Annotated in this window: 26 protein-coding genes; 8 read left to right on the plus strand and 18 right to left on the minus strand. The window is 59.4% G+C overall.

Annotated elements, in window-relative coordinates:
* Positions 1–22: 22 nt before the first annotated feature.
* Positions 23–277: a hypothetical protein gene (locus ACQR3R_RS22545; RefSeq protein WP_428275494.1), complete on the plus strand. Its 255-nt coding sequence runs from the start codon at positions 23–25 to the stop codon at positions 275–277.
* A gap of 114 nt (positions 278–391) precedes the next feature.
* Here ACQR3R_RS22545 and ACQR3R_RS22550 read toward each other — a convergent pair whose 3' ends face one another.
* Positions 392–1,174 (minus strand): enoyl-CoA hydratase-related protein, encoded by a 783-nt coding sequence (locus tag ACQR3R_RS22550; protein WP_428275496.1) that lies wholly within the window; start codon positions 1,172–1,174, stop codon positions 392–394.
* Positions 1,175–1,381: 207 nt separating this feature from the next.
* Between ACQR3R_RS22550 and ACQR3R_RS22555 the strand changes: the two genes are divergently transcribed.
* Genes ACQR3R_RS22555 through ACQR3R_RS22565 form a run of 3 tightly spaced genes read left to right on the plus strand, consistent with a single transcriptional unit; the run spans position 1,382 to position 4,842 of the window.
* Complete coding sequence (locus ACQR3R_RS22555) at positions 1,382–2,485, plus strand: extracellular solute-binding protein (RefSeq protein ID WP_428275498.1); 1,104 nt, start codon at positions 1,382–1,384, stop codon at positions 2,483–2,485.
* Between the two features lie 33 nt (positions 2,486–2,518).
* Complete coding sequence (locus tag ACQR3R_RS22560; protein WP_428275500.1) at positions 2,519–3,937, plus strand: aminotransferase; 1,419 nt, start codon at positions 2,519–2,521, stop codon at positions 3,935–3,937.
* A 53-nt stretch (positions 3,938–3,990) separates the two neighbouring features.
* Positions 3,991–4,842 (plus strand): LuxR C-terminal-related transcriptional regulator, encoded by an 852-nt coding sequence (locus ACQR3R_RS22565; protein WP_428275502.1) that lies wholly within the window; start codon positions 3,991–3,993, stop codon positions 4,840–4,842.
* Positions 4,843–5,016: 174 nt separating this feature from the next.
* Here ACQR3R_RS22565 and paaZ read toward each other — a convergent pair whose 3' ends face one another.
* The 15 genes from paaZ to paaF all read right to left on the minus strand — a co-directional run bounded on the left by paaZ (position 5,017) and on the right by paaF (position 21,143).
* Positions 5,017–7,071 (minus strand): phenylacetic acid degradation bifunctional protein PaaZ, encoded by a 2,055-nt coding sequence (paaZ, locus tag ACQR3R_RS22570; protein WP_428275504.1) that lies wholly within the window; start codon positions 7,069–7,071, stop codon positions 5,017–5,019.
* A gap of 58 nt (positions 7,072–7,129) precedes the next feature.
* Positions 7,130–8,383 (minus strand): OprD family outer membrane porin, encoded by a 1,254-nt coding sequence (locus tag ACQR3R_RS22575; protein ID WP_428275506.1) that lies wholly within the window; start codon positions 8,381–8,383, stop codon positions 7,130–7,132.
* A gap of 32 nt (positions 8,384–8,415) precedes the next feature.
* Complete coding sequence (locus ACQR3R_RS22580) at positions 8,416–10,062, minus strand: cation/acetate symporter (RefSeq protein ID WP_428275508.1); 1,647 nt, start codon at positions 10,060–10,062, stop codon at positions 8,416–8,418.
* The gene (locus tag ACQR3R_RS22585; RefSeq protein WP_428275510.1) at positions 10,059–10,367 is read right to left on the minus strand and encodes a DUF485 domain-containing protein; all 309 of its coding nucleotides are present in this window, start codon (positions 10,365–10,367) and stop codon (positions 10,059–10,061) included. The genes ACQR3R_RS22580 and ACQR3R_RS22585 overlap by 4 nt, the downstream gene beginning before the upstream one ends.
* A 167-nt stretch (positions 10,368–10,534) precedes the next feature.
* A complete protein-coding gene (gene paaE / locus ACQR3R_RS22590) occupies positions 10,535–11,611 on the minus strand; it encodes a 1,2-phenylacetyl-CoA epoxidase subunit PaaE (RefSeq protein WP_428275512.1) in 1,077 nt (358 codons plus the stop codon).
* Between the two features lie 32 nt (positions 11,612–11,643).
* Positions 11,644–12,177 (minus strand): 1,2-phenylacetyl-CoA epoxidase subunit PaaD, encoded by a 534-nt coding sequence (gene paaD, locus ACQR3R_RS22595; protein ID WP_428275514.1) that lies wholly within the window; start codon positions 12,175–12,177, stop codon positions 11,644–11,646.
* The gene (paaC, locus tag ACQR3R_RS22600; RefSeq protein ID WP_428275516.1) at positions 12,164–12,925 is read right to left on the minus strand and encodes a 1,2-phenylacetyl-CoA epoxidase subunit PaaC; all 762 of its coding nucleotides are present in this window, start codon (positions 12,923–12,925) and stop codon (positions 12,164–12,166) included. The genes paaD and paaC overlap by 14 nt, the downstream gene beginning before the upstream one ends.
* An 8-nt stretch (positions 12,926–12,933) precedes the next feature.
* A complete protein-coding gene (gene paaB, locus ACQR3R_RS22605; RefSeq protein ID WP_428275518.1) occupies positions 12,934–13,215 on the minus strand; it encodes a 1,2-phenylacetyl-CoA epoxidase subunit PaaB in 282 nt (93 codons plus the stop codon).
* Between the two features lie 27 nt (positions 13,216–13,242).
* Positions 13,243–14,178: a 1,2-phenylacetyl-CoA epoxidase subunit PaaA gene (gene paaA, locus ACQR3R_RS22610; RefSeq protein ID WP_428276064.1), complete on the minus strand. Its 936-nt coding sequence runs from the start codon at positions 14,176–14,178 to the stop codon at positions 13,243–13,245.
* A gap of 749 nt (positions 14,179–14,927) precedes the next feature.
* Positions 14,928–16,253, minus strand: a complete 1,326-nt coding sequence (paaK, locus tag ACQR3R_RS22615) for a phenylacetate--CoA ligase PaaK (protein WP_428275520.1) — start codon at positions 16,251–16,253, stop codon at positions 14,928–14,930.
* Between the two features lie 98 nt (positions 16,254–16,351).
* The gene (gene pcaF / locus ACQR3R_RS22620) at positions 16,352–17,563 is read right to left on the minus strand and encodes a 3-oxoadipyl-CoA thiolase (RefSeq protein WP_428275522.1); all 1,212 of its coding nucleotides are present in this window, start codon (positions 17,561–17,563) and stop codon (positions 16,352–16,354) included.
* Positions 17,556–18,005, minus strand: a complete 450-nt coding sequence (paaI, locus tag ACQR3R_RS22625) for a hydroxyphenylacetyl-CoA thioesterase PaaI (protein WP_428275524.1) — start codon at positions 18,003–18,005, stop codon at positions 17,556–17,558. Before paaI ends, pcaF begins: the two co-directional genes overlap by 8 nt.
* Positions 17,998–19,515, minus strand: a complete 1,518-nt coding sequence (gene paaH, locus ACQR3R_RS22630) for a 3-hydroxyacyl-CoA dehydrogenase PaaH (protein WP_428275526.1) — start codon at positions 19,513–19,515, stop codon at positions 17,998–18,000. The genes paaI and paaH overlap by 8 nt, the downstream gene beginning before the upstream one ends.
* A gap of 3 nt (positions 19,516–19,518) precedes the next feature.
* Positions 19,519–20,310: a 2-(1,2-epoxy-1,2-dihydrophenyl)acetyl-CoA isomerase PaaG gene (gene paaG / locus ACQR3R_RS22635; RefSeq protein WP_428275528.1), complete on the minus strand. Its 792-nt coding sequence runs from the start codon at positions 20,308–20,310 to the stop codon at positions 19,519–19,521.
* 59 nt (positions 20,311–20,369) lie between these two features.
* A complete protein-coding gene (paaF, locus tag ACQR3R_RS22640) occupies positions 20,370–21,143 on the minus strand; it encodes a 2,3-dehydroadipyl-CoA hydratase PaaF (RefSeq protein ID WP_428275530.1) in 774 nt (257 codons plus the stop codon).
* 360 nt (positions 21,144–21,503) lie between these two features.
* Between paaF and paaY the strand changes: the two genes are divergently transcribed.
* The 3 genes from paaY (at position 21,504) to feaR (ending at position 24,168) form a co-directional block, all read left to right on the plus strand.
* Entirely contained in the window at positions 21,504–22,100 is a 597-nt protein-coding gene (gene paaY, locus ACQR3R_RS22645; protein WP_428275532.1) for a phenylacetic acid degradation protein PaaY, read from the plus strand.
* Positions 22,101–22,247: 147 nt separating this feature from the next.
* Complete coding sequence (paaX, locus tag ACQR3R_RS22650; protein WP_428275534.1) at positions 22,248–23,171, plus strand: phenylacetic acid degradation operon negative regulatory protein PaaX; 924 nt, start codon at positions 22,248–22,250, stop codon at positions 23,169–23,171.
* Positions 23,172–23,253: 82 nt separating this feature from the next.
* Positions 23,254–24,168, plus strand: a complete 915-nt coding sequence (gene feaR / locus ACQR3R_RS22655) for a transcriptional regulator FeaR (protein ID WP_428275536.1) — start codon at positions 23,254–23,256, stop codon at positions 24,166–24,168.
* 17 nt (positions 24,169–24,185) lie between these two features.
* Here feaR and ACQR3R_RS22660 read toward each other — a convergent pair whose 3' ends face one another.
* A complete protein-coding gene (locus ACQR3R_RS22660) occupies positions 24,186–24,932 on the minus strand; it encodes a zf-HC2 domain-containing protein (RefSeq protein WP_428275538.1) in 747 nt (248 codons plus the stop codon).
* Positions 24,919–25,431 (minus strand): sigma-70 family RNA polymerase sigma factor, encoded by a 513-nt coding sequence (locus ACQR3R_RS22665; RefSeq protein ID WP_428275540.1) that lies wholly within the window; start codon positions 25,429–25,431, stop codon positions 24,919–24,921. Before ACQR3R_RS22665 ends, ACQR3R_RS22660 begins: the two co-directional genes overlap by 14 nt.
* A gap of 151 nt (positions 25,432–25,582) precedes the next feature.
* Between ACQR3R_RS22665 and ACQR3R_RS22670 the strand changes: the two genes are divergently transcribed.
* Positions 25,583–26,551: a metallophosphoesterase gene (locus ACQR3R_RS22670; RefSeq protein WP_428275542.1), complete on the plus strand. Its 969-nt coding sequence runs from the start codon at positions 25,583–25,585 to the stop codon at positions 26,549–26,551.
* Positions 26,552–26,555 lie beyond the last annotated feature (4 nt).

A 26,555-nucleotide genomic window follows, 5' to 3' on the forward strand; every position in this document is an offset into this window, starting at 1 on the left:
ATTACCAATGGAGATTTTGATCATGGATCGATACATACCTGTTACCGGCATCGACTGCAGCGTTTCATCATTGCTGATCGACACTGAGGCACCGCTGGAGGTACTGCACGAAGCGGCGGCTTACCTTATTCGCACGGCAACGCAACTGCTGGAGAGTCTTGCGTTTGGCGAGGGAGTGCACAGTGAGTTGGCGCGGGTGTTGGTGACTTCACTGCGCGATGGTTGCGATTTGCTGGATGTCGTCGGGCGACGATTGGAGGGGCAGGTGTGTGCGTAGGGCATCCAAGATCAACGCTGCCGCGAGCAGTCTCGCTGCCACAGGGGAATGCGTGTGTGTTTTTGATCTTGGTGCACAGTCCCCCGAGCGTTGGCTAAGCATTTTCCGGGAGGGTCATGACGGCTTTGCTGGGGCGGTGTTTTTATCACTGCTGCGATTAACCATCGCTTTCAATGCCGTCTGCGCTTCGGCGCTGTTCAGCCGTTCGATAAACAACAGGTTTTCCTGGCGAATCGTTGTTTGCAGCTCCGCCATCAAGGGTTGTTTTAGCAACTGTCGAGTCTGACGCAGTGCTTGTTGCGGTAAAGCTAGCAGGCGTTGGGCGATGCGCTGCGCTGCCGCCAGGCACTGTTCCCCGTCTTCGAACAGTTCGTTGGCCAATCCCCATTCAACGGCTTTAGCACCGTCGAGTCCGTCGCCCATCAGCAGCAAACGTGCCGCGCGGGCATGGCCCAGCAGGCGAGGTAGCAGCAAGCTTGCCCCGAATTCCGGGCATAAGCCGAGGTTCACAAACGGCACGCGCAGTTTGGCATTACGGGTCACCAACACCTGATCGCAATGCAGTAGCAGCGTCGTGCCTATGCCGATGGCGGCGCCACAAACGGCGGCGATCAACGGCTTTTGCAGGTGTGTTACCACTTTCATCAAGTGAAATGCCGGGGCGTCCAGATGGGTCGGTGGGTATTGCAGAAAGTCCGCTAAATCGTTACCCGCGGTAAAACACGTCGGGCCGCCGGTGAGGATGATCACCTGGGTGTGGTCGTCAGCATCGGCCGCCAACAACAGGTCGGCCAGTTGCGTGTACATCAGATTGTTAAGGGCGTTGAGCTTGTCGGGACGATCAAGGGTCAACGTCAGTACGCCCTCGCGTTGTTCTTGTTTGATCAGGTCAGTCATTGCAGGCTCTCGGTTTTTTTTTGTGCGTGGGCCACTCTAAGCGCGCGGCGTGCGTTGGATCTATGCCAAAACGGGTCAAACCGGCTGCTGTTTTTTGCCATATCAATGCACACACCCATTCGGGGTATGGTGCCGATTGCCAATTCGCTGAATAGTGGAATCAACCGGTCATCCAGAACCGGCTTCGCTTGAGAAGGTGATTTTGCTATGCGCAAGGCATTCAAGTTGATGTGCAGTGTATTCCTCGTCCCTTTGTCGGTCAGCGTCCATGCTGGCGATGTGAATGATGCCAATACGCTGCGGCTGTATAACTGGGCGGATTACATCGGCGAAAAAACCATCTCGGACTTCCAGAAAGCTACCGGCATCAACGTTATTTACGACACCTTCGATGCCTATGAGACGGTTCAGGCGAAGTTGCTGACTGGCCACTCCGGTTACGACCTCGTTGTTTTGAACGCTTCCCTTGTTCCCCCCATGATCAAGGCCAAAGTATTTCAACCGCTGGATAAGAAGTTGCTGCCAGGCTGGGCCAATCTGGACCCGAAAGTCTTGCAGGACATGCAGGGGTTCGACCCTGGCATGGTGTATTCGGCGCCCTATACCTGGGGCAGTAACGGCATTACCTACAACGTAGACAAGATCAAGGAACGAATGCCTGACGCGCCGATTGGTTCGCTGGCGATGATCTTCGACCCAAAAATTGTTTCGCGCTTTGCCGACTGCGGCGTCACCTTGGTTGATGCGCCCACTGAAGTCATTCCACTGGCCCTGAAGTACCTGGGACGCGATCCACGCAGTGCCGCGCCGGCGGACCTGAAAGCCGCGCAAGAGTTGCTGTTGTCGGTGCGGCCATACATCCGCAAGTTCGACTCGGTCAACTACCTGACCAGCCTGCCCAATGGTGATGTCTGCATGGCCATGACCTGGTCTGGCGACTACGCGACCGCCATGGCGCGTGCCGAAGAGGCCAAGTTGAAAATCAACCTTGCCTATTTCATTCCCAAGGAAGGCTCGCTGATCTGGTTTGACAACATGTACATCCCGGCCGATGCGCCTCACGTTGCCAATGCTCATAAGTTTCTTGATTACTTGATGCAGCCCCAAGTGATGGCGGATGTCACGGATTTCATTCATTACGCCAACAGCAACGCAGCGGCGACCCCGTTACTGCCGGCCGAGGTGCGTAACAACCCGGCGATTTACCCGGATCAGGACACCCGTGAGCGTCTGTTCCCGCAGAAGACCCAGGACGCCAAAGACATGCGCGCCATGACCCGCGTGTGGAGCACGGTTAAAAGCGGGATTTGATAATTCAATTTTTTACGGTTTGAGGTTTTGTGTATGGCTACTCCAACGAAGCAAGTGCTGTCTGCCGCTGATGAGGCCCGACTGGTCAAAGCGGATAAAGCCCACTACATGCACGGCTATCACATGTTTGATGAGCATGCCGAACAGGGCTCCTTGAATATTGTTGCCGGCGATGGCGCCTACATTTTTGACACTCAGGGCAACCGCTACCTCGACGCCGTGGGGGGCATGTGGTGCACCAATATTGGCCTTGGGCGTGAAGAGATGGCGCTGGCGATTGCCGATCAGGTGCGCAAACTGGCGTACTCGAATCCGTTTTGCGACATGTCCAACAACGTCGCCATTGAGCTGTGCGAAAAACTCGCCAGCCTGGCGCCCGGTGATCTCGATCATGTGTTTTTGACCACCGGTGGTTCGACTGCGGTGGACACGGCCTACAGGCTGATTCAGTACTATCAGAACTGCCGTGGCAAACCGGAAAAGAAACACGTCATCGCCCGCTTTAATGCCTATCACGGCTCGACCACGCTGACCATGTCGATCGGCAACAAGGCTGCCGACCGCGTGCCGGAGTTTGATTACGCCAACGATAAAATCCATCACGTGTCCAATCCCAATCCCTACCGCGCCCCGGACGGTATGGACGAGGCGCAGTTCCTGGAGTTTCTGGTCAAGGAGTTCGAAGACAAGATTCTGGCCATCGGCGCGGACAAGGTTGCAGGCTTTTTTGCCGAACCGATCATGGGTTCGGGCGGGGTGATTATTCCGCCCAAGGGTTATCTGAAACGCATGTGGGAAGTCTGCCAGCGTTACGACATTCTGTTCGTCGCCGATGAAGTCGTGACGTCGTTCGGACGTCTGGGCAAATTCTTCGCCTCCTACGATGTGTTCGACGTGCAGCCCGATATCATCACCACCGCCAAAGGCCTGACCTCGGCCTATTTACCGCTGGGTGCGTGCATTTTTTCCGACCGTATCTGGAAAGTCATCGCCGAGCCCGGCAAGGGCCGTTGTTTTTCCCACGGATTCACTTACAGCGGCCATCCGGTGTGCTGCACCGCAGCGCTGAAGAACATCGAGATTATCGAGCGCGAGAACCTGCTGGAGCACGTTGATGCGGTGGGCGCGTATCTGGAGGAACGCCTGGCAACCCTCAGTGAATTGCCGTTGGTGGGTGATGTGCGTTGCCAGAAGTTCATGGCGTGCGTGGAGTTCGTGGCCGACAAACGGACCAAGGCGCTGTTTGCCGACGAGATCAATATCGGCGAGCGAATTCACTCTCGGGCGCAAGCTCGCGGCCTGTTGGTACGACCGATCATGCACCTCAACGTAATGTCGCCGCCGCTGATTCTGTCGCGGGCCCAGGTCGATGAAATCGTCGAGATTCTGCGCGTGTGCATTCTTGAGGTGGCAGCGGAACTTGAGGAGAGCGGCCAGTATCTCGGCCAATGATTTCGCTGAATCTGCTGTTACCGGGTGCCGTTTCTCCCGCTAGACTGCGGGGCATGAGAAAAGCACATGACGATACGATGATTGCCATGCCCTTCGGGGCATTGCATAAATGGCACGGGGCGATGCGCGATGCATTCGCCCATGTTGACGAGCCTGACGCTCTGCAATACCTGGCGTCGGCGTTCGGCCATCTGGTGTCTGTCGAGTCGGTGATGATCAGCCTGGAACACAAGGACCGCCCACCGCAGTTGTTGTACCAGCGCGGCATCGCCGAAAAATACCGGGACGCGCTGCTCGACCGCTATTTTTCCGGGGGCTATTTGCTCGACCCGTTTTGCCTGGCGGTGGAGCAGGGGTTGGCGCAAGGGTTCTATCATCTGGAAGAAATTGCGCCAGACAACTTCTTCGACAGTGAGTACTACAGGACTTACTACTTGAAGGCCGGCAGTTCGGAAGACAGCTTTTACATTGTCGATACCGGCCACGACACGCAAATATCGGTGAGTCTTTTTCAAGGCTTCGGCGGTGAAAGCTTGCGGGTTGAACAGTTGGACCTGCTGCGCGCCGTCGAGCCGCTGGTGTGCGAATTCATTACCGAGTTTGGCCTTCGTGGCTTGCAGCGCAGTGCGGCGGTGCAAGGCAATACCGGCGCGGATGTGCATGACGATCTCAAGCAGAAAGTGCAGTTCGCGTTCGAGAATTTTGGGTGTGACTTGCTCACTGAGCGCGAGCGGCAAGTGGCGCACATGGTGCTGCGCGGGCACTCGGTAAAATCCACGGCCAGCCAACTGACCATTTCGCCGGAAACGGTGCGCATGCACCGCAAGAATCTGTATTTGAAGCTGAATGTCGGTTCACAGTCCGAGTTGTTTGCACTGTTTATCGAGTGGTTGCGCAAGCATTGATTCCAATATCGCGAGCCCCCCGGAAAGCGCCATCGTCGGCGAGCCGAGCGCCTACGGGTCTATGGTGGGTTCGAGATTTAGACAGGCACATGCAACCCCTGTAGGAGGCTGGCTTGCCAGCGATGGCGATGTCGAAAGCGCCATCGTCGGCGAGCCGAACTACCAGGGTTGTTTTCAGTCTTCGCGCTTAACCACCAACGTCAAAATGTCGTAACTGGCGACCAGTTCACCCAACTGATTGGTGACTTCCACATCCCACGCCACCACGCCTTGCGGGATGCCTTGCGGGCTCTTTTTGCCCTGATCGATTTTACGTTTGCAGGTCAGGCGCGCTTGAATCGTATCGCCGATGCCCACCGGGTTGATGAAGCGCAAGGTGTCCAGGCCGTAGTTGGCCAACACCGGACCAGGCGCCGGAGACACAAACAGACCGGCCGCCGCCGATAGCACAAAATAGCCGTGGGCAATGCGCTTGCCGAACTGCGATTCCTTGGCCGCAATGTCATCGAAGTGCATGTAGAAGTGGTCGCCGGACAGGCAGCCGAAGTTCACCAGATCGGCTTCAGTCACCGTACGGCGATGGGTCAATAACGATTCACCAATCTGCAAGTCCTGGAAGAACCGACGGAACGGATGCACTTCGGTTTCGATCACTTTGGCGCCACGCACGTGTTCGCCGGTGACCGCTGCCAGCATGGTCGGTGAACCTTGTACTGCCGCGCGTTGCAGGTAGTGCTTCACCGCGCGCAAGCCACCGAGTTCTTCACCACCGCCGGCACGACCGGGCCCGCCGTGTTTGAGTTGTGGCAACGGCGAACCGTGGCCAGTGGACTCCGCCGCGCACTCGCGATCCAGCACCAGCAAGCGACCGTGCCATGCGGCAGCGACCGGGATTGCCTTGGCGGCAATCTTTGGATCCTTGGTGATCAAACTGGCCACAAGGCTACCCTTGCCGCGCGCGGCTAACACCAGTGCTTCGTCGAGATCGTCGTACGCCATCAGCGTGCTGACCGGGCCGAACGCTTCAATGTCGTGGGCGCCGCCCTCAGCATGCGGGTCGCGGGCCTGTAACAGGGTCGGGGCGAAAAATGCGCCCTGGCTGACGTTGTCTCCGCGCGGCTCGAAACCGTCACGAGCACCGAACAGCATATCGCTGCTTTGCAGCAGACTTTCCAGGCGTTCAGTGACGTCTTTGTGCTGATCGTGAGACGCCAGTGCACCCATGCGCACACCTTCTACCGACGGGTCGCCGACCACGACTTTCTGCAGGCGATCACGCAAACGGGTGGCGACGGCATCGATGTGTTTGGCCGGCACAATGGCACGACGAATGGCGGTGCATTTCTGCCCGGCCTTGGTGGTCATTTCGCGGGCGACTTCCTTGATGAACAACTCGAACTCTTCGTCATCCGGGGTGACGTCCGGAGCGAGAATTGCACAGTTCAGCGAGTCGGCCTCGGCGTTGAACGGCACCGAGTTGCGAATCAGGTTCGGATTCACCCGCAGTTTGGCAGCGGTGTCGGCGGAACCGGTGAAGGTCACCACGTCCTGACCCTGCAGGCGATCGAGCAGGTCACCGGTACCACCGATGATCAACTGCAGACTGCCCGCCGGCAGCAACCCGGATTCGTCCATCAGGCGCACCACGGCTTCGGTCAGGTAGCTGGTAGCACTGGCCGGTTTGACGATGCACGGCATGCCGGCGAGGAAGCTCGGTGCAAACTTTTCCAACATGCCCCAGATCGGGAAGTTGAAGGCGTTGATGTGCACTGCTACGCCGCCGCGCGGCACCAGAATATGCGTGCCGGCGAAGCTGCCGAGTTTGCTCAGTTGCATTGCCGGGCCTTCGTGCACGATGTTGCCCGACGGCAGTTCGCGAGCGCCGAGGCCGGCATAGGTGAACAGCGTACTGTTGCCGCCCTCGATATCGATCCAGCTGTCAGCACGGGTCGCACCGCTGTGGTGGGAAATGGCGTACAGCTGTTCTTTTCGCTCGCTCAGGTACAACGCAATTGCCTTGAGCCGCTGCGCCCGTTGCTGGAAGTCCAGTGCCATGAGCCCACTGACGCCCTGACGGCGGCCATGTTCAATGGCTTCGGCGAAGTCCGGGCGTTCTTCGTGAGTGCGCGCAAGCTCATGGCCGTCGATGGCGCTGCGCAGTACCTGGGCGCCGTGTTGGCCGATCCAGCGACCGGCGATGAAACTTTGCAGGGTAGGGGCGTGAGGCATCACGATTGCTCCTGGTTGTGAAAGGTGTCGGCGTGGTCGCAACCACGCCATTCAGGGATTACCAAAGGGCCACGGTGTAACCGACGATCAGCCGATTTTCATCGAGGGCGGTGGTCAGGCCATTGCCGGAGCGGAACGTCACGTTGCGCCAGCGCAGGCTGACGTCCTTGAACATGCCGCTCTGGATGACGTAACTGATGTCGGTGTCGCGCTCCCACTCGCGACCGTTGTCGACGGCACCGGCCTTGACGTGGCGACCGTCGGTGTAACGGGTCATGAACGTCAGGCCGGGAATGCCTTGCGCCGCAAAGTCGTAGTCGTAACGCAACTGCCAGGAATCCTCGTCGGCGCGGGTGTAGGTGTTGTACGTCACCAGGTTGACCACGTACGGATCGCCGCCATTGAGGAATGGAAAGGCGCTGTCGCCGGACAACTGCTGGTAGGTGGCGCTGACCTTGTGCGCGCCGTGGGACACGGTGAACAGGCTGTTGAAGTTGCGGTTGTCGATGCGCCCGGCGCGTTCGGCACCCTCACCGCGGCTGTCGAAATAGCGCAGATCGCTGCGCAGGTTGAAGCCGTTGCCCAGCGGCTGGCTATGCACCAGGCCGACGAATTGCTGACGATAAATCTGATCGAGCTTGCCGTAGTAGTAGCTCAGGCTCAGTTGTGGGCTGAACGCGTAGCTGCCGCCGCCGAAGTCGAAGTGATCACTGCTGGCGGCGCCGTAGCCAATGTCATCGTTGCTGGACGAGTCCCGCAGGTTGGCCTTGGTCAGGCGCCCGGCATTCACCGTCAGGCCCTCGATTTCCTGGCTGGTCAGCAAGCCACCCTCAAAGGTCGAGCCCAGCAGGCGTGTGTCGTTGTAGGTAGCCACTGGCAGCAAGGGTTGCAGGGTGCCCAGTTTCAACACGCTTTTGGACACGCGTAATTTTCCGGTCAGTCCCAGCTCGCTGAACTCGTCCGCAGGCTCATGGCTGTTGGGGCCGAAGGGCAGCAGACCGGTGCCACGACGGTCAGGGCTGGAGTCAAGTTTCAGCCCCAGTTCTCCCAGTGCGTCGAGACCGAAACCGAAGGTGCCGTCGGTGAACCCGGACTCGATGCGCGCGGTGAATCCCTGTGCCCATTCCTCGGCCTTGGACTGCGGCGCGTTGTCCTGACGGAAGTCGCGATTGATGTAGTGGTTGCGCATTTCAATGCGGGCCTTGCTGTCGTCGATGAAGTCAGCCATGGCGCTGGTGGCGACCATGGGCAGGCTCAACGCGGCGGCCAGCGAGAACAGTGATTCGTAAGGTGCCGTACGTGCGGGTTTCATTATTTTTGTTCCCTGCCAACTGTTCGTCATCATTAGTGTTTGCTGGCACCCGAGGCGCCAATGCCGGTCATTGAGCGGATGAACTGCGCCAGGTAACGGCCGCGCTCAAGGGCGGCACGCGGTGACGTGTCGGTCACCGAAAACACCCAGGCGCTGAAGAACGCCAGGCTCATGGAAAACAACGCGGGGTTGGAGTAGGGGAACAGTGCCTTTTCGTTATGCAGCACGTTGACCCACACCGCCGGGCTCAGCACCAGCAGGACAATGGCCGAGATCAGGCCCGCCAGGCTGCCGGTTACCGCGCCACGCGTGGTCAGGCCTTTCCAGTACATGGAAAGGAACAACACCGGGAAATTCACCGAGGCGGCGATGGCCAATACCAGGCCGGAGAGGAAGGCGATGTTCTGCGATTCGAACAGCAGGCCGAGGATGATCGCCACGACACCGATGCACAGCGTGGCAATTCTCGAGACGCGTATTTCGTCTTTTTCGCTGGCCTGACCCTTGCGCATCACGCAGGCATACAAGTCGTGGGACACCGCTGAGGCGCCGGACAATGCCAATCCGGCAACTACCGCCAGGATGGTGGCGAAGGCGACCGCCGAAATGAAGCCCAGAAACAGGTTGCCGCCTACGGCTTGCGCCAGGTGCACGGCGATCATGTTGCCGCCGCCGATGATCGCGCCGCTGGCATCGCGGAACGCCGGATCGGTGCCGACCATGACGATGGCGCCGAAGCCGACGATGATCAACAGCAAGTAGAAGTAGCCGATAAAACCGGTGGCATAGAACACGCTTTTACGTGCTTCCTTGGCATCGCTGACGGTGAAGAAACGCATCAGGATATGCGGCAGGCCAGCAGTGCCGAAGATCATGCCCATGCCCAACGAAATGGCGTCGATCGGGTTCGACAGCAACCCACCCGGCGCCATGATCGCGTTGCCTTTGGCATGCACGGCGGTGGCGCCGGCGAACATGGCTTCGGTGCTGAAACCGAAATGCTTGAGCACCATGAACGCCATGAACGAGGTGCCAAACAGCAGCATCACCGCTTTGATGATCTGCACCCAGGTGGTGGCAAGCATGCCGCCGAAGGTCACGTAGAACACCATCAACACGCCGACCAGCATGACCGCGTAAAGGTAGTCGATGCCAAACAGCAGCTCGATCAGTTTGCCCGCGCCGACCATTTGCGCCACCAGGTACATCAGCGCCACGGTCAGGGTGCCGAATGCCGAGGTCAGTCGAACCGGAGTTTGTTCGAGGCGATAGGAAACCACGTCGGCAAAGGTGTATTTACCGAGGTTGCGCAGGCGTTCAGCGATCAAAAACAGAATGATCGGCCAGCCTGCCAATACGCCCAGTGCGTACAGCAAGCCGTCGTAACCATTGAGGAATATCATCGCGGAAATGCCAAGGAAGGACGCTGCGGAAATCATGTCGCCGGCAATTGCCAAACCGTTCTGGAAACCGGTCATGCCGCCGCCCGCCGTGTAGAAATCACTGGCGGAACGGGTCCGCAACGCGGCCCAGCGCGTGACGCCGAGGGTGAACAGCACGAACACCAGGAACATGCTGATGGCGTTCCAGTTCAGCGGGCGGGAAGCGCCGTCGGCCGCAGTTGCAAAGTCCGCGACCAGGGTCAGCGGCAATAGCGATAACGCACGAAAGCGGCTCATCGGGCGCACTCCTGCTTGAGCTTTTCGTTGAGCGGATCGATCACGTGGTTGGCGCGATAGACGTAGAAACCGGTCAGCGCGAACGCCAGTAGCACGATCACCACACCCACCAACATGCCCACGGTGGTCACACCGCCACTCAGCGACTGGCCGAGAGTGGCGGGGGAGAACGCCACCAACAGCACGAAGCCGAAATAGATCACCAGCATGATCAACGACAGCGACCAGTACAGGTTCTGTTTGCGGCGTACCAACTGGATGAAGTCCGGGTGTTGGCGTATGAGTTCTACGTCTTTGGGGGTCATGGGTAGCGTCCTTTTTTGTTTTTGTTGTGGGGTTAAACAGGTGTTGGGCATTCCTCAATCCCCTGTGGGAGCGGGCCTGCTCGTGAATGCGGTGTGTCATTCATCACAAATGTCGACTGACACGGCCTCTTCGCGAGCAAGCCCGCTCCCACAGAGATAGCGGTGAATCAGAGTTGATCGAAATCCAGCACGACTTTGTCGCTGACCGGAAACGCCTGGCACGACAGCACATAACCGGCCGCCACTTCGTAGTCTTCCAGTGCATGGTTGCTGTCCATGTCCACTTCGCCTTCGATCACTTTGCATTTGCAGGTGGAGCACACGCCGGCCTTGCACGAGTAGGGCAGTTCGGCGCCTTGGGCGTTGCCGGCATCGAGAATGCTTTGGCTGTTGCGTGGCAGATCGAACGCTAATGCGCGACCGTCGCTGATCACGGTGATCTGGCTGACGGCGGCGTCTACCTGCCGCGCCGCTTCACGGGCTTCGCGTTTTTGCTGGCTGCCAGCGGCAGCGAACAGTTCGAAATGGATACGCTCAGCCGGCATGCCTTTGGCTTTGAGACTGTCGCGTACGGTTTCGGTCATCTCCTGCGGGCCGCAGATAAACGCTGCGTCCAGGGCCTTGACGTCAAGCCAGCGCGAGAACAACTGCTCGCATTTCTCGGCGTTGATGCGACCGTTGTACAGGTCGACATCCTGCTGTTCGCGACTGAATACGAAGATCAGGTTCAGGCGCTGCAGGTAGCGGTTTTTCAGGTCTTCAAGTTGTTCACGGAACAACGCACCGGAACTTGAGCGGTTGCCGTACAGCAGCGTGACGCGGCTATGCGGTTCGGTTTGCAGGGTGGTTTTGATGATCGACAGGATCGGCGTAATGCCGCTGCCCGCCGCCACCGCCAGGTAGTTGCCGTGGCGCGTCGGGTCGAGTTCGACATGAAAGTGCCCGGCCGGCGGCATCACTTCCAGGCTATGTCCGGCCTTCAGTTGTTCGTTGGCGAATGCAGAGAATCGACCACCGGCCACACGCTTGATAGCGATGCGCAGTTCACCGTCGTTAACCCCGGTGCAAATCGAATACGAGCGACGTACTTCCTCGCCGTCCATCTGAGTGCGCATCACCAGGTGCTGGCCCTGGGTGAAGTGAAAGCTGTCTTGCAGATGCTGTGGAATCTCGAAGGCGATGGACACCGCGTCACGGGTCTCGTTGCGCACATCCTTGATGGTCAGGCTGTGAAATTTACTCATTATTGTTCTCCAGCTGGGACGGGCGATGCCGCTCAGATGCACTTGAAATAGTCGAATGGTTCCCGGCAATCGCAGCAGCGGTACAGCGCTTTGCAGGCTGTGGAACCGAATTCACTGAGCACTTCGGTGTGGACGCTGCCGCATTGCGGGCACGCGATCAGCGGGCTTTCGCCGAGCAGGCTACGTTTGCTGGTGCTGCCCTCGGGCGGTGCGATGCCGTAAGCGCGCAAGCGTTCGCGACCGCTGTCGGTAATCCAGTCGGTGGTCCAGGCCGGGGTTAATTTGCGCGTCAGGGTCGGTGCCTTGAATCCGGCCAATTCCAGTGCGTCACGTATATCGCTCTCGATCACTTCGGTGGCGGGGCAGCCGGAATAGGTCGGCGTAACCACCACGTGCAAGTGCCCGGCCTGCCAATCCAGGTCGCGCACTATCCCTAAGTCGACAACGCTGACCACCGGCACTTCCGGGTCCATGACCTGCGCCAATGTCGCCCACGCGGCCGCCAGGTCGGTCGGTTGTGCCGGCCGGGCGCCCAAGTCGCTGGCAATCAAATCACCAGGTTGCATCGGGGTACGCTCGTGGCAGGAATTGCATCTCGGCCAACAGAATGCCCAGGTGTTCGGAGTGCAGGCCGCGGCGTGCATCCAGGTAGAAATAGCTCGCAGCTTCAGGCACAGGCAGTGTGGCGCTGGCGAAGATCTCGCTGACTGTTGCCTGCCATGCGGCGGCAACGTGCGCGATGTCCGGGGTGATGCCGGCGTCGCACAGGCGTTGTTCGCTGTCGTCGGCACGGGTCAGCTCGACGGTAAACCGCCAGACCTCTGGAATGGCCGCGAGCATGCGCTTGTGGCTCTCTTCGGTGCCGTCACCCAAACGTTCTACCCATTCGCCAGAGCGACGCAGGTGATAAGTGACTTCCTTGACCGCTTTGGCGGCGATCCCGGCGATGCGTTCATCGCTGGACTGACTCAAGCCGCGCAGCACTTGCAGGTGCCATGCGTCGTACAGGAATTGCTTGAGAATCGTCACTGCGTAATCGCCGTTGGGTTGTTCCACCAGCAGCAGATTGCGATAGGCGCGCTCGTCACGACGGAACGCCAGGTGATCGGCATCGCGTCCATCGTCCAGCAGTTCGGCGGCGTATTCCAGCCAGTTGCGGGCCTGGCCGACAAGGTCGAGGCCGACGTTCATCAACGCCAGTTCTTCTTCCAGTGCCGGGGCCTTGCCGCACCACTGGCACAGGCGCTGGCCCTGAATCAGGGCGCTGTCGCCGAGGCGCAGCAGGTATTCGATCAGATCAGTCTGCTTGTTCATGGTCGACCTCACATGTGCCCGACTTCGGCCGGCAGCTCATAGAAGCTGGCATGGCGATAAACCTTGTCGTCGGATGGATCGAACAGCGGGTCTTTTTCATCCGGTGAAGAAGCGGTGATCAGCGCCGAAGGCACAACCCACAGGCTCACGCCCTCGCTGCGACGGGTGTACAGCTCGCGCGCATTTTCGATGGCCATGGTGGTGTCGGCGGCGTGAATGCTGCCGACATGCTTGTGGTTGAGGCCGTGCTTGCTGCGCACGAAAACTTCAAAAAGGGTCCATTCGGACATATCAGTAACTCCACATCAGGTGGCCGATCAGGCGGCGTTCTTGTTCTGCTTTTTACGGGCGTGGGCGACTGCGGCTTCGCGTACCCAGGCACCGTCTTCAATGGCTTTGCGGCGAGTTGCCACGCGTTCCTGGTTGCAGGGGCCATTGCCCTTGAGCACTTCGTAGAACTCGCTCCACTGGATGTCGCCGAAGTCGTAGTGGCCGCGTTCGGCGTTCCACTTAAGATCCGGGTCCGGGCACGTGCAGCCCAGAAGTTCCAGTTGCGGGATGGTCTGGTCGATGAAGCGCTGGCGCAGTTCGTCGTTGCTCTGGCGCTTGATTTTCCAGGCCATGGACTGGGCGCTGTTAGGGGAGTGTTCGTCACTTGGGCCGAACATCATCAGCGACGGCCACCACAGCCGATTGATTGCGTCCTGAACCATGTCTTTTTGCGCCTGATTACCGTGGCGCATCATGGTCAGGAGGATTTCGTAGCCCTGGCGTTGGTGGAAACTTTCTTCCTTGCAGATGCGCACCATGGCCCGTGAGTAGGGACCGTAGGAGGTGCGTTGCAACACGACCTGGTTAACGATGGCGGCGCCGTCCACCAACCAGCCCACCGCGCCCATGTCGGCCCAGTTCAGGGTTGGGTAATTGAAAATGCTCGAGTACTTGGCTTTGCCACTGTGCAGCTTGGCGATTTCTTCGTCGCGGTCGGCACCCAGGGTTTCCATCGCGCTGTAGAGGTACAGGCCGTGGCCAGCCTCGTCCTGGATTTTTGCCATCAATTGCAGCTTGCGCTTGAGCGACGGTGCGCGAGTCACCCAGTTGCCCTCGGGCAGCATGCCGACGATTTCAGAGTGGGCGTGCTGGGATATTTGCCGAATCAGGGTTTGGCGATAGGCATCAGGCATCCAGTTTTTGGCTTCGATCTTTATTTCTGAATCGATTTTTTCCTGAAAGGCGCGTTCCTGTTCGGACATTTCCGACAGATCCTTGATGCGCTTTACGCCTGTTTCTACGAGCTGTGCGTACATGGTGGGTCTCCCGCCGTGAATCTTTCGAAGGCATGGAGAACTTTATAAGCGATACGAAAATTAATATCAAACACAAAATAACGTGTCGTATTGTTTTTTTGTATCGCTTTGAAGAAGCAAACACACCGTTTCCTGGATCGAGACTCAAATCCCGTAGGAAACCGGCTTGCCGGTGATGGCGATTTCACGGACGCCATCGCTGGCAAGCCAGACTCCTACGGATCGGTGGTGAGCCCCGGATTTATGTCGTTAACCCAAATCCCGTAGGAAACCGGCTTGCCGGTGATGGCGATTCCAAGGACGCCATCGCTGGCAAGCCAGGCTCCTACGGATCGGTGGTGAGCCCCGGATTGATGTCGTTAACGCAAATCCCGTAGGAAACCGGCTTGCCGGTGATGGCGATTTCACGGACGCCATCGCTGGCAAGCCAGACTCCTACGGTTCGGCAGTGATGCCGGGATTGATGTCGTTAACGCAAATCCCGTAGGAAACCGGCTTGCCGGTGATGGCGATTTCACGGACGCCATCGCTGGCAAGCCAGACTCCTACAGGTGTGCGTTAAGCCATGCGGGGTAGGGCGCCACACGGATTGGTAGGAGACCGGTGTTAATATCAGCCCTCGCAAAAAACGCAGGACAACCCAATCAAGACCCAAAAAAAACCCCGCAAAAGCGGGGCCGAAAAGGGTGCAGCAGTCATGCTTTCGGGCGTTTGTCCATGACGTGGCAAGCCTTGCCCTCAGAGCGCTTGATGGAGTGCATCGGCTGCAATACCACCCGCGAACTGATCCCGATATACGTTTTGATATGCCGGCTCAATTCCGCCGACACAGCCTTCTGTTGCTCGTCGCTCAAGTGTTGATGTTCAGCCTTCAACTCGACATGCACATCCACGCTGTCCAGATTGCCGTTGCGATACAAATGAATCTCGTACGACTCTGAAAGCTGTTTGATTTTCAGTACCTGCTCCTCGATCTGCGTCGGGAACACGTTGACCCCGCGGATGATCAGCATGTCGTCGCTGCGCCCGGTGATCTTGTCGATACGGCGCATCGGCCGCGCGGTACCCGGCAGCAAACGCGTCAGGTCACGCGTGCGGTAGCGGATCATCGGCAAGGCTTCCTTGCTGAGCGAGGTAAACACCAGCTCGCCCATTTGCCCGTCCGGCAGTACTTCGCCGGTGACCGGGTCGATGATTTCGGGGTAGAAGTGGTCTTCCCAGATCGTCGGGCCGTCCTTGGTTTCGGCGCATTCCATGGCGACACCCGGGCCCATGATTTCCGAGAGTCCGTAGATATCCAGCGCCGTAATGCCCAGGCGATTTTCGATGGCGCTGCGCAGTTCGCCGGTCCAGGGTTCGGCACCGAAGATGCCGAGTCGCAGGGACAGTGTGTGCGGGTCGATGCCCTGACGCTCGATTTCATCGGCGATGTTGAGCATGTAGGACGGCGTGACCATGATGATGTCTGGCTGGAAATCCTTGATCAATTGCACTTGTTTTTCGGTCTGGCCACCGGACATCGGAATCACCGTGCAGCCCAGGCGCTCGGCGCCGTAGTGCGCGCCGAGGCCGCCCGTAAACAGGCCATAACCGTAGGAAATATGCACCTTGTCGCCCCGTCGCCCGCCTGCCGCGCGGATCGAGCGTGCGACGACGTTGGCCCAGGTGTCGATGTCGTTTTGCGTATAACCGACCACGGTGGGTTTGCCGGTGGTGCCGCTGGAGGCATGCAGGCGGACCACGTCATGCATCGGCACGGCAAACATGCCGTAGGGATAGTTGTCACGCAGGTCGGTTTTGGTGGTGAAAGGAAACTTCGCCAGATCGTCGAGAGACTTGATGTCATCCGGGTGCACGCCCAGTGCATCGAAACGTTGGCGGTACAGCGGCACATTGTTGTAGGCGTGGTTGAGGCTCCAGCGCAGACGTTCCAACTGATGCTGGCGGAGTTCGTCGACGCTGGCGGTTTCAATCGGGTCCAGCACTGGGTTCAGCACGGCGTTGGCAATTGGCATGTTCATAACTTCACTCGAATTATTTTTGTGTTCCGGCCCTCGTGCGGGAGGGCTTGAGTGCATGCCCCAAGGATACCTCTCGGCTCCTTGGGAATCGCGGTTCTTTAGTCGGACAAGCGCTCGATGATCAGCGCAATGCCCTGGCCGACGCCGATGCACATGGTGCACAAGGCGTAGCGACCCTGGCGTTCCTCAAGCTCATGCAGGGCGGTGGTCACCAGCCGCGCGCCGCTCATGCCCAGCGGATGGCCGAGGGCAATGGCGCCGCCGTTCGGGTTGACCCGTGGATCGGTGTCGCCCAGGCCGAGTTCACGCAGTACCGCCAGGCCTTGCGCGGCGAAGGCTTCGTTGAGTTCGATCACGTCCATGTCGGCCAGGCTCAGGTTGGCCAGCTCCAGCACTTTGCGCGTGGCAGGCACCGGGCCGATGCCCATGATGCGCGGCTCGACACCTGCAGTGGCCATGGCCACGACTCGCCCACGTGCCTTTAGCCCGTGACGCTTGGCAGCTTCCGGGCTGGCCAGTAACAGCGCGCACGCCCCGTCATTGACACCCGACGCGTTGCCGGCGGTGACGCTGCCACCTTCGCGAAACGGTGTGCCGAGTTTCTGCAATTGCTCAAGCGTGGTGTCACCGCGCGGGTGCTCGTCATGCTCGACTATCTTTGCCGGGCCTTTGCGTTGCGGGATTTCTACGGCGACGATTTCCCTGGCCAGACGACCGTTGGCCTGGGCGGCAGCGGCGCGCTGCTGGCTGCGCACGGCAAAGGCATCCTGATCGGCGCGAGAGATGTTGAACTGCTCGGCGACGTTTTCGGCCGTCTCCGGCATCGTGTCGATACCGTAGGCTTTTTTCATCAGCGGATTGACGAAGCGCCAGCCGATGGTGGTGTCGTACACCTGCGCCTCACGGGAAAAAGCGTGCTCGGCCTTGCCCATCACCAGGGGTGCGCGGGACATCGATTCAACGCCGCCCACCAACATCAAACCGGCCTCGCCACAACGAATGGCGCGGGCGGCGGTGCCGATGGCATCCAGCCCTGAGCCGCACAAGCGGTTGAGCGTGGTGCCCGGCACGCTGACCGGCAACCCAGCCAGCAATGCGGACATGCGTGCGACGTTACGGTTGTCTTCGCCAGCCTGGTTGGCGCAGCCATAAATCACCTCGTCGACAGTGTTCCAGTCCACCTGCGGGTGACGCCGCAGCAGTTCGCGCAGTGGCACTGCGCCGAGGTCGTCGGCACGCACGCTGCTCAAGGCCCCGGCGTAGCGGCCGATCGGGGTGCGGACCGCGTCGATGATCAAGGCGTCAGTCATTCGGGTTCTCCTGCGCGAGCACGGTGCCGCGCACTTTGTAGGATTTGCCATGGAACAGCGCGATCAGCTGGCCCAGTTGGTTTTCAATGCGTACGTCGTAATTACCAGTGCGACCAGAACGGCTTTGCTCGACGCAATCGGCCGTCAAGGTGTCGCCTGCATGGGCCGGGGCGATGTAGTCGATGCTGCAGCCGATGGCGACAGTGGCCTCGTTGTAGCTATTGCAGGCCAAGGCAAACGCCGAGTCGGCAAGTGCAAACAGGTAGCCACCATGGCACGTGCCGTGGCCCTGGATCATGTCGGCGCGCACGCCCATGCCCACGCGAGCGCAACCCGGTGCGGCCGAGAGCAAACGCATGCCCATCGCCTGGCTGGCGGTGTCACGTTTAAACAGGGTTTGCGCACATAGGCTGGCCAGGTTCATCGCTTCATGGTTAGTCATGAAAAGTCCTCCCTTCTGCTACCCGGCGACGCAACAACAGCGACGGTCGATAGCGTTCTTCGCCATAACTGGCTTGCAGGTTTTGCAGCACCCTGAGGACATGCGCCAGACCGATAGCGTCGGCCCAGGCCAAAGGGCCCTGCGGGTAATTGACCCCGGCGCGCATCGCCAGGTCGATGTCGGCGGCCGAGGCAACGCCGTGCAGCAGGGCGTCGGCAGCTTCGTTGGCGAGCATCGCCACGGTGCGCAATACCGCCAGTGCCGGGCTGTCACTGAGTTGGCTGACGCACAACCCCGCCTGCTGCAGCAGCGCAACACCTTGTTGGAGCGCGAGCGGATCAATGTCTGCCGAGCAACTGATGGCGATACGTTTGGCGGTGCCGTAGTCAAACGCCAGGTCGAGCAGGATCAGGTTGCGCAGGCCCTCTTCGCGGGCTCGTTGGCAGGCCATGCGTCCGTCGCTCACCGCCAGCACCGCATCGCCAACGCGCAGCAGGCCTTGGCCGTCGCGTGCTATGACGTCGATGTTGTGTTCACGCAGTCGCGTAAGCAGTGCATTGGCGATGCCGAAATCGCCTTCCATCACGCAGGTAGTAACCCGGTGCGTGCTGCTGATCGAAACCGGTTGCGCACGTTCGGCACCGTCGGCATAGCAATAGAAGCCCTGTGCGCTTTTACGCCCAAGACGTCCGGCGTCCACCAGTTCTTTCTGGGTCAGTGACGGCTGAAAGCGGTTGTCACCGTAATAGGCGTCGAACACCGAGCAGGTGACCGCATAGTTGACGTCATGCCCGATCAGGTCGGTTAGCTCGAAGGCGCCCATCGCGAAGCCGCCGGCATCACGCATCAGCGCGTCCAGCGTCGGGCAATCGGCGGCGCCTTCTTGCAGCAGGCGCAGGCTTTCAGCATAAAAAGGACGGGCCACACGGTTGACGATGAAACCGGGCGTGGAGCGCGTGTGCACCGGTTTTTTGCCCCAGGCCTTGGCGGTGTCGTACAGGCATTCAGCGAGTGCGGGGTCGCTGGCCAGGCCGCAGACGACTTCAACCAGCGCCATGATCGGCGCGGGGTTGAAAAAGTGCAGGCCGAGCAAGCGTTGCGGGTGCTTCAGTTGCGCAGCGATGCTGGTGATCGACAGTGAAGAGGTGTTGCTCGCCAGAATGCAGTGTTCGCTGCAAATGCCTTCCAATTGGCTGAACAGGGCACGCTTGACGTCGAGGTTCTCGACGATGGCCTCTATGACCAGATCACAGTCGGCCAACGCCTCGATGGCTTCCACCGCTTGCAGGCGTTGAAGGGTGGCAGACTGGTCGGCGGCCGAGAGCTTGCCTTTCTCGACCCGTTTGCCCAATTGCACATTGATACCGTCGATCGCTTGCGCGGCGGCACCCGGTCGATTGTCCAGCAGCAGCACGCGATGGCCAGCCTGTGCGGCGACCTGCGCAATGCCAGCGCCCATGGCGCCCGCGCCAATCACAGCGATGCGCGCGTTCAGGTTCAGTGCAGTCATGACTCAGCGCCCCGTGAAGCTTGGGCTGCGCTTTTCCATGAAAGCCGTCACGCCCTCACGGTAATCGTCGCTGCGCCCGGCCAGACGTTGCAGATCCTTCTCGAGTTCAAGCTGTTCGTCAAAGGTGTTGCTCAGGCTGGCGTTCAAACTGCGTTTGATCAGGGCCAGGCCGTAAGTCGGTTGGGTGGCCAGATGACGGGCCAGCGTCAGGGCCTCGTTGCGCAATTCAGCGTCGTCCACCACGCGATAGATCAGCCCCCATTGCTCAGCTTGCTCGGCACTCAAGCGATTTCCGAGCAGGGCCAACGCCTTGGCCCGAGCCATGCCTACCAGGCGCGGCAGGGTCCAGGTGCCACCGGAATCGGGGATCAAACCGATTTTGCAGAACGCTTGAATGAAGCTTGCCGAGCGCGCTGCCAACACCAGGTCACACGCCAGGGGAATGTTGGCCCCGGCCCCGGCCGCCACGCCATTGACCGCGCAAATCACTGGCAGCGGCAAGTCGCGCAACTGACGGATTAGCGGGTTGTAGAACTTCTCGATGGACTCACCCAAATCCGGTACGGCGCTGCCCGGTGCAACGTTGCGGTCGCTCAAATCCTGGCCGGCGCAGAATCCGCGACCTTCACCGGTCAACAGCAAAACACGTACATCGGGGTTCTGACGAACCTGCTTCAGCGCTTCCTTCACTTCGCCATGCATGGCTGCGTTGAAGCTGTTCAGCTGGTCCGGACGATTGAGGCTGAGCAGGGCAACGCCGGCCTCGACGGAAAACAGAATGTGTTCGAAGTTCATGGTGATGACGCTCTCTGAAAGATCGTTAACTTTTTTAGGCGGCGGATTGGCTGGCCGGGTTACTGCCCGGTGAACGTCGGCGTACGTTTTTCCTGAAAGGCCTGAATGCCTTCATCGCGGTCGCGGGTGCCGGCCAGCACCGTGAAGGCGTGACGCTCGAATCGCAGGCCGCTGGCCAGGTCGGTGTCCATTGCTTTAAGCAGTGCCTCCTTGGCCAGACGCACAGCCAGCGGTGCTTTGCCGGCAATACTGCGGGCAATGTGCAGGGCGCGTTCGACGGTAAATTCCGGTTGGGTGACTTCGCTGATGAGGCCTGCGCGTTGCGCCTGGCGTGCCCCAATCGGCTCGCCGGTGAGGACCATCTGCATGGCCATCGATTTACCCACCGCGCGTAGCAATCGTTGGGTGCCGCCGGCGCCGGGCATGATCCCCAGGTTGATTTCCGGCTGGCCGAAGCGCGCGTCTTCACCGGCAATGATGATGTCGGCGTGCATCGCCAGTTCGCAGCCGCCGCCAAGGGCGAAGCCATTGACCGCAGCAATCAGCGGTTTGCTGAAACGGGTGATGGTTTGCCACGACGCCTGGCGTGGGTCATCGAGGATGCCGACCAGATTGCGTTCGGCCATTTCCTTGATGTCGGCACCGGCGGCGAACGCCTTGCGGCTGCCGGTCAACACCACCACGCGGGTGTCGGCATCGTCCTGTGCAGCATTCAGTTCAGCGGCCAGTTCGCCGAGCAATTCGGTGGTCAAGGCGTTCAACGCTTGTGGGCGTTGCAGGGTAATCAAGCGAATTCCCGGCTCGATGAACTCGACAGCAAGGGTTAGAGGCATGGCAGATGCCCTCACGGTGCACGCTCGGCGGTGATGCCGGCTCATTATTGGATCGGCGCGGTGGGCCGGTTTTGCCGAAGTATAGCTGCAACGTGATACGTAAATGCAACATCAAAAATGAATTAATGTGTCTTATTGCGCTGATTGTGGGTTTTTAGGGTGTGGCTCGATTGGCTGCAAATTGTTGAATTTATTCCGCGTTTATTGGGTTTTAGCGCTGAATTGCCAAGGCATTTGAGATCGCGTTCAGCCGTGATTTCACGTGATACGGTTTTTAGTCTTTGTGATGAAAAAAGAGATGTGATACAAAATGCGTATGAATCGGCATCGCTTTGTAAGTGCCCAACCAAGGAACGCCCCATGACCTGTTACAGCCTTGATGGCCTGACCCCGGTGGTCGACCCAACTGCCTATGTTCATCCTTCAGCCGTGTTGATTGGCGATGTGATTGTCGGTGCCCATTGCTACGTCGGGCCGCTGGCAAGTTTGCGCGGTGACTTTGGCCGGATCGTGCTGGAGGAGGGCGCCAATCTGCAGGACACCTGCGTGATGCACGGTTTTCCGGACAGCGACACGGTGGTCGAACGCAACGGACATATTGGCCACGGCGCGGTCTTGCACGGTTGCCGTATCGGCGAGGATGCGTTGGTGGGGATGAACGCAGTGGTGATGGACAATGCGCGCATCGGTCCGCGCTCTTTTGTCTCGGCGGCCGCTTTCGTCAAGGCAGGGTTCGAGTGCGCTGAACAGTCACTGGTGATGGGCGCGCCGGCCAGCGTCAAGCGAACCCTCAGCGATGAAGAGGTGTCGTGGAAGCAGCAAGGCACCCGCGCGTATCAGCAACTGGCCAAGCGGTGTCTTGAGCAGATGCAGGTCTGTGAACCGTTGACCGAGCCCGAACCCGATCGCCCACGCATCAGCGACAGCGGGTTGCGGCCCAAGGGTAGCGCAGCCTGAACGCTGAGCTGTGTAGGCGTGAGCTTGCTCGCGATGGCGTGTCGGCTACCTGGGTGTCGCCTGCCACACCTTCGCGAGCAGGCACGCTCCCACAGGGGCACGTGATAATTCGGTATATTCCTTTTCTTTTTTCAGCTCGGTAGGCCCATGTCGTCCCTGACACCTCTGAACCATCTGATTACCCGTTTCCAGGAGCAGACGCCTATCCGCGCCAGCTCCTTGATCATCACGTTGTACGGGGATGCCATCGAGCCCCATGGCGGGACGGTGTGGCTGGGCAGCCTGATTCAATTGCTCGAACCCATCGGCATCAACGAGCGGCTGATCCGCACCTCGATTTTTCGCCTGACCAAGGAAGGTTGGCTGACCGCCGAGAAAGTCGGACGACGCAGCTATTACAGCCTGACCGGGGCCGGTCGCCGGCGTTTCGACAAAGCGTTCAAGCGGGTTTACAGCTCTACCGTGCCGGCGTGGGATGGTTCTTGGTGCCTGGTAATGCTCACGCAATTGACCCAGGACAAGCGCAAGCAAGTGCGCGAGGAACTGGAGTGGCAAGGTTTTGGAGCGATTTCACCGGCGGTGCTGGCGTGCCCACGCACCGATCGTGCCGATCTGAACGCGACCTTGCTCGACCTTGGTGCGCAGGAAGAGACGATCGTCTTCGAAACCACCGCGCAAGATGTGCTGGCTTCCAAGGCCTTGCGACTGCAGGTGCGCGAGAGCTGGAACATCGAAGAGCTCGCGACGCATTACAGCGAGTTCATTCAGCTGTTCCGCCCGCTATGGCAGGCCCTTCGCGAGCAAGAGAACCTGCAGCCATCGGACTGCTTCCTGGCACGGATTCTGCTGATTCATGAGTACCGCAAACTGTTGCTACGTGACCCGCAACTGCCGGACGAGTTGCTGCCCGGTGATTGGGAGGGGCGCGCCGCGCGCCAGTTGTGCCGCAACATCTATCGGTTGATCTACGCCAAAGCCGAGGAGTGGTTGAACAGTGCACTGGAAACCGCCGACGGTCCGCTGCCGGATGTGGGTGAAAGTTTTTACCGGCGGTTTGGCGGGTTGAAGTAACCCGCCGAACGCAGGAGCGTGATTGTCAGGGAGACTCGAGGATTGGCGTAGCTAATAAAAATAAGCCTGCGTGAGGCCCGACATGATTTCTTCAATTGCACAGCGCCGCGATGGTTTTGATCAGTGGATACATCAGATCAACCAGATCTGCGGCGCCTTCAATGCACAACCGCTTGGCGCCGAGTTCGCCGGCCAGATCCTGGAGCATCAGGACGGTGCGCTGAAACTCAGTTTTGTCGATGTGCGGCAAGCCCGTTTGTACCGCACGCCACTGGAAGTCGCCGCAGGCGAGGGCGAGAAATACTTTGCGGTGTTTCAGCTCGATGGCACGGCTGGCATGGCCCAGGACGATAACAAGGTGTTGCTGTCGGCAGGTGATATCACGCTGATCAACGCCTCGCGCCCCAGCGACTTTACCTACAGTGAGAACTCCCGCCAGTTATCGTTGATTCTGCCGTCGCACCTTGTCGAGCACACGCTGCGCTTCAATCAGGTCAAGTGCGGGCATCGGATTGCGGCTTCTTCACCGATCGCCATGCTCTCGCATCGGCTGGTTTTGGATGTCACGCGCCAGAAATGCCTGAGCCTGCAAGAAAGCGAAGCGACGCTGGAGGCGATTGTCAGCCTGCTGCGTCCGGCGATCAGCCATACCGAAGACGGCAATGATGTGCACGAGCGCGTGTTTCGCAAGACCTTGAGTTGTATTGATCAACACATTCGTTCGGAAGACTTGTGCCCTGAATGGCTGGCGCGGGAAGTCGGCATGTCCACGCGCGGCTTGTACCGGATGTTCGCCCGCAAAGGCCTGGTGGTCGCGCGCTACATCAAGAATCGGCGACTGGATTTGTGCGCGGAGTCGCTTCGTCAGGTGCACACGGAGCAGAAGCTTTCGGCATTGGGTTATTCGTGGGGGTTTAGCGATTCGAGCTATTTTTCGACCGCGTTCAAAACGCGTTTCGGGATTTCTCCGGGGGAGTACCGCAAACGTCATGCTTGAGTTGAAGGCCTTGCTTCCTAGTTCGGCTTGAGTAACTGGCTGAACGCCTCCAGCTCACTTTTTTCAAGGTCCGAGACCATGACGAAGCGCATGTGATTCTCCTGCCACGACACCACGTTGAAGCCGCGAAGGGTCTGGCTCTGGCGCGACTTGTCAGACTCGAGGGTGGGCAGGATGAACACGTTGATAATGTGCTTGGCCCGCCCGTAACTCAGGGCCGCCGTGGTTTGATGCTGCAGATAATCCAGACGTCCGCCCAGCAATGGAAAGCCCTGCGCCGAGTAATCGAATACCGGTGGTGAGAAGTCGAGTTTGCCGGTGAACCATGGCTTGACGGTATGGCGGTCCGACGACACGACATCGTTCAAATGCTCACCCATCAACGAGCGCACGTGACTGGAGACGGCCTCATCCATCAAGGGTTGTTCGCTGCCCGGCGTTGCCACATACAACACCACTGCCAAGGCCAGCGCGGCCGCTGAAAACACCGGCGCAAACCATTTACGCCAACGCTCGACACTCACGGGCGACGGAATTTGGCGGGCAAGCACACTGGCACTCAACGATGCCGGCGCTGAGTAATACGGCGCTTGCTGCTTCACACCGGCTATCAGTAGCCGCGCCTGATCATGCAACCGCGAGCACTCTGCGCACCCGGCCAGATGCCCGGCGACCGTTGCCGCCGTTTGCGGGTCAAGTTCCTGGTCCAGATAGCCATGCATCAGCGTCTGGCAAGTTGTGCAGTCGAATTCATTCATGGTCATGCAACTTCAGTAATTCGAGCTTGAGCATGGCGCGAGCCCTGGCCAGTCTCGACATGACAGTACCGATAGGGATGTCGACCACCAGGGCGATGTCCTTGTAGGGCAGGTCTTCGAGTTCTTTCAGCACAATCACCTCACGAAACACCGGCGGCAGGGCGCGCAAGGCTTGCTGGATCAACGCCGCATTCTCGGTGTGCATGGCCAACAGTTCCGGGGTCTGGCTATGGCTCAGCGCCCGGTCGTCTTCAGGTATTTCGTCGCCGATTACCACCCAGTGGCGGCCGGCCGAAGCCTTGAGCCAGGTGTAGCTTTCGTTGCGCACGATCGTCAGGAACCAGGCCTTGGCGTTGCCGTCGACAAAACGGTGCAAGAACCGGAAGGCGCGCAGTGCACTTTCCTGCACCACATCGTGCGCAGCCGCGTCGTTGCCAGTGAGCCAGCGGGCGAGGTTGTAGGCAGCGTCCAGGTGGGGCGCAAACAGTTCCTCAAATCGCTTCATAGTGGTTCCCGCACAGTCCCACCTCAATAACCGGGTTGCGTGACCTTTTATTCCCGAAAATATTTCTTTTCGACACGGAATAAAGTCCGGCTGCGCAAAGTTTTACCTCGTGTCTGCTACTTCACTGTAGTCCGCTTGCGAGGGCATACCGATGGACATGCAATCAAAACATCCGCTGCGCACCGACGGTCCGTTGAACCCTGATCGCCGAACACTTCTGAAGTGTTCGGCATGGGCCGGTGCCGGCGTAATCTGGGCCCTGAGCGGCGGTGTTCCTCGAGCCTTCGCGCTGGATGAGGCGGGTAATGTCAGCGACCCGAAGGCACTGGCCAGCACCTTCCACTTCGTGCAAATCAGCGACTCGCACATCGGCTTTAACAAGGAAGCCAACCCCGACCCGTTGAAGACGCTACAAGTGGCCATCGACAAGGTCATCGCGTTGCCGAAACGGCCGTCACTGATCCTGCATACCGGCGACATCACCCACCTCTCCAAAGCCGAAGAGTTCGACACCGCCGCGCAGGTGCTCAAAAGCCTGCCGTCCACCGTGCACTACATCCCCGGCGAGCACGACACCCTCGATGAGGGCGGCGGCAAGCTCTACCTGGAGCGTTACGGCAAGGGCACTAAAGGCAATGGTTGGTACAGCTTCGATGACCACGGCGTGCACTTCATTGCCTTGGTGAATGTCTTCAACTTTCAGGCAGGACATGAAGCGACGCTCGGCGCCGATCAATTGGCGTGGCTGGCCGATGACTTGCGTGCCGTGACCAGTAGCACGCCGATCGTGGTGTTTACCCACATCCCGCTGTGGACGATTTATCAGCCGTGGGGCTGGGGCACCGAGGACGGCGATCAGGCGATTGCCCTGCTGCGCAAGTACGGTTCGGTGACGGTGTTGAACGGGCACATCCACCAGGTTATCCAGAAGGTCGAAGGCAATATCACCTTCCACACCGCTCGGGGTACGGCTTATCCACAACCCGCACCGGGAGCAGCGCCATCGCCGGGGCCGATGACGGTAGCTGCGGATCAACTGCGTAATTACCTGGGGATCACCGACGTGCGAGCGACGCAGGGCGATCATCCGCTGGCGCTGATCGACTCGACATTGGTTTAGAGGA

The sequence above is a fragment of the Gordonia sp. IEGM753 genome, from assembly GCF_050321825.1.
Lineage (GTDB): Bacteria > Pseudomonadota > Gammaproteobacteria > Pseudomonadales > Pseudomonadaceae > Aquipseudomonas.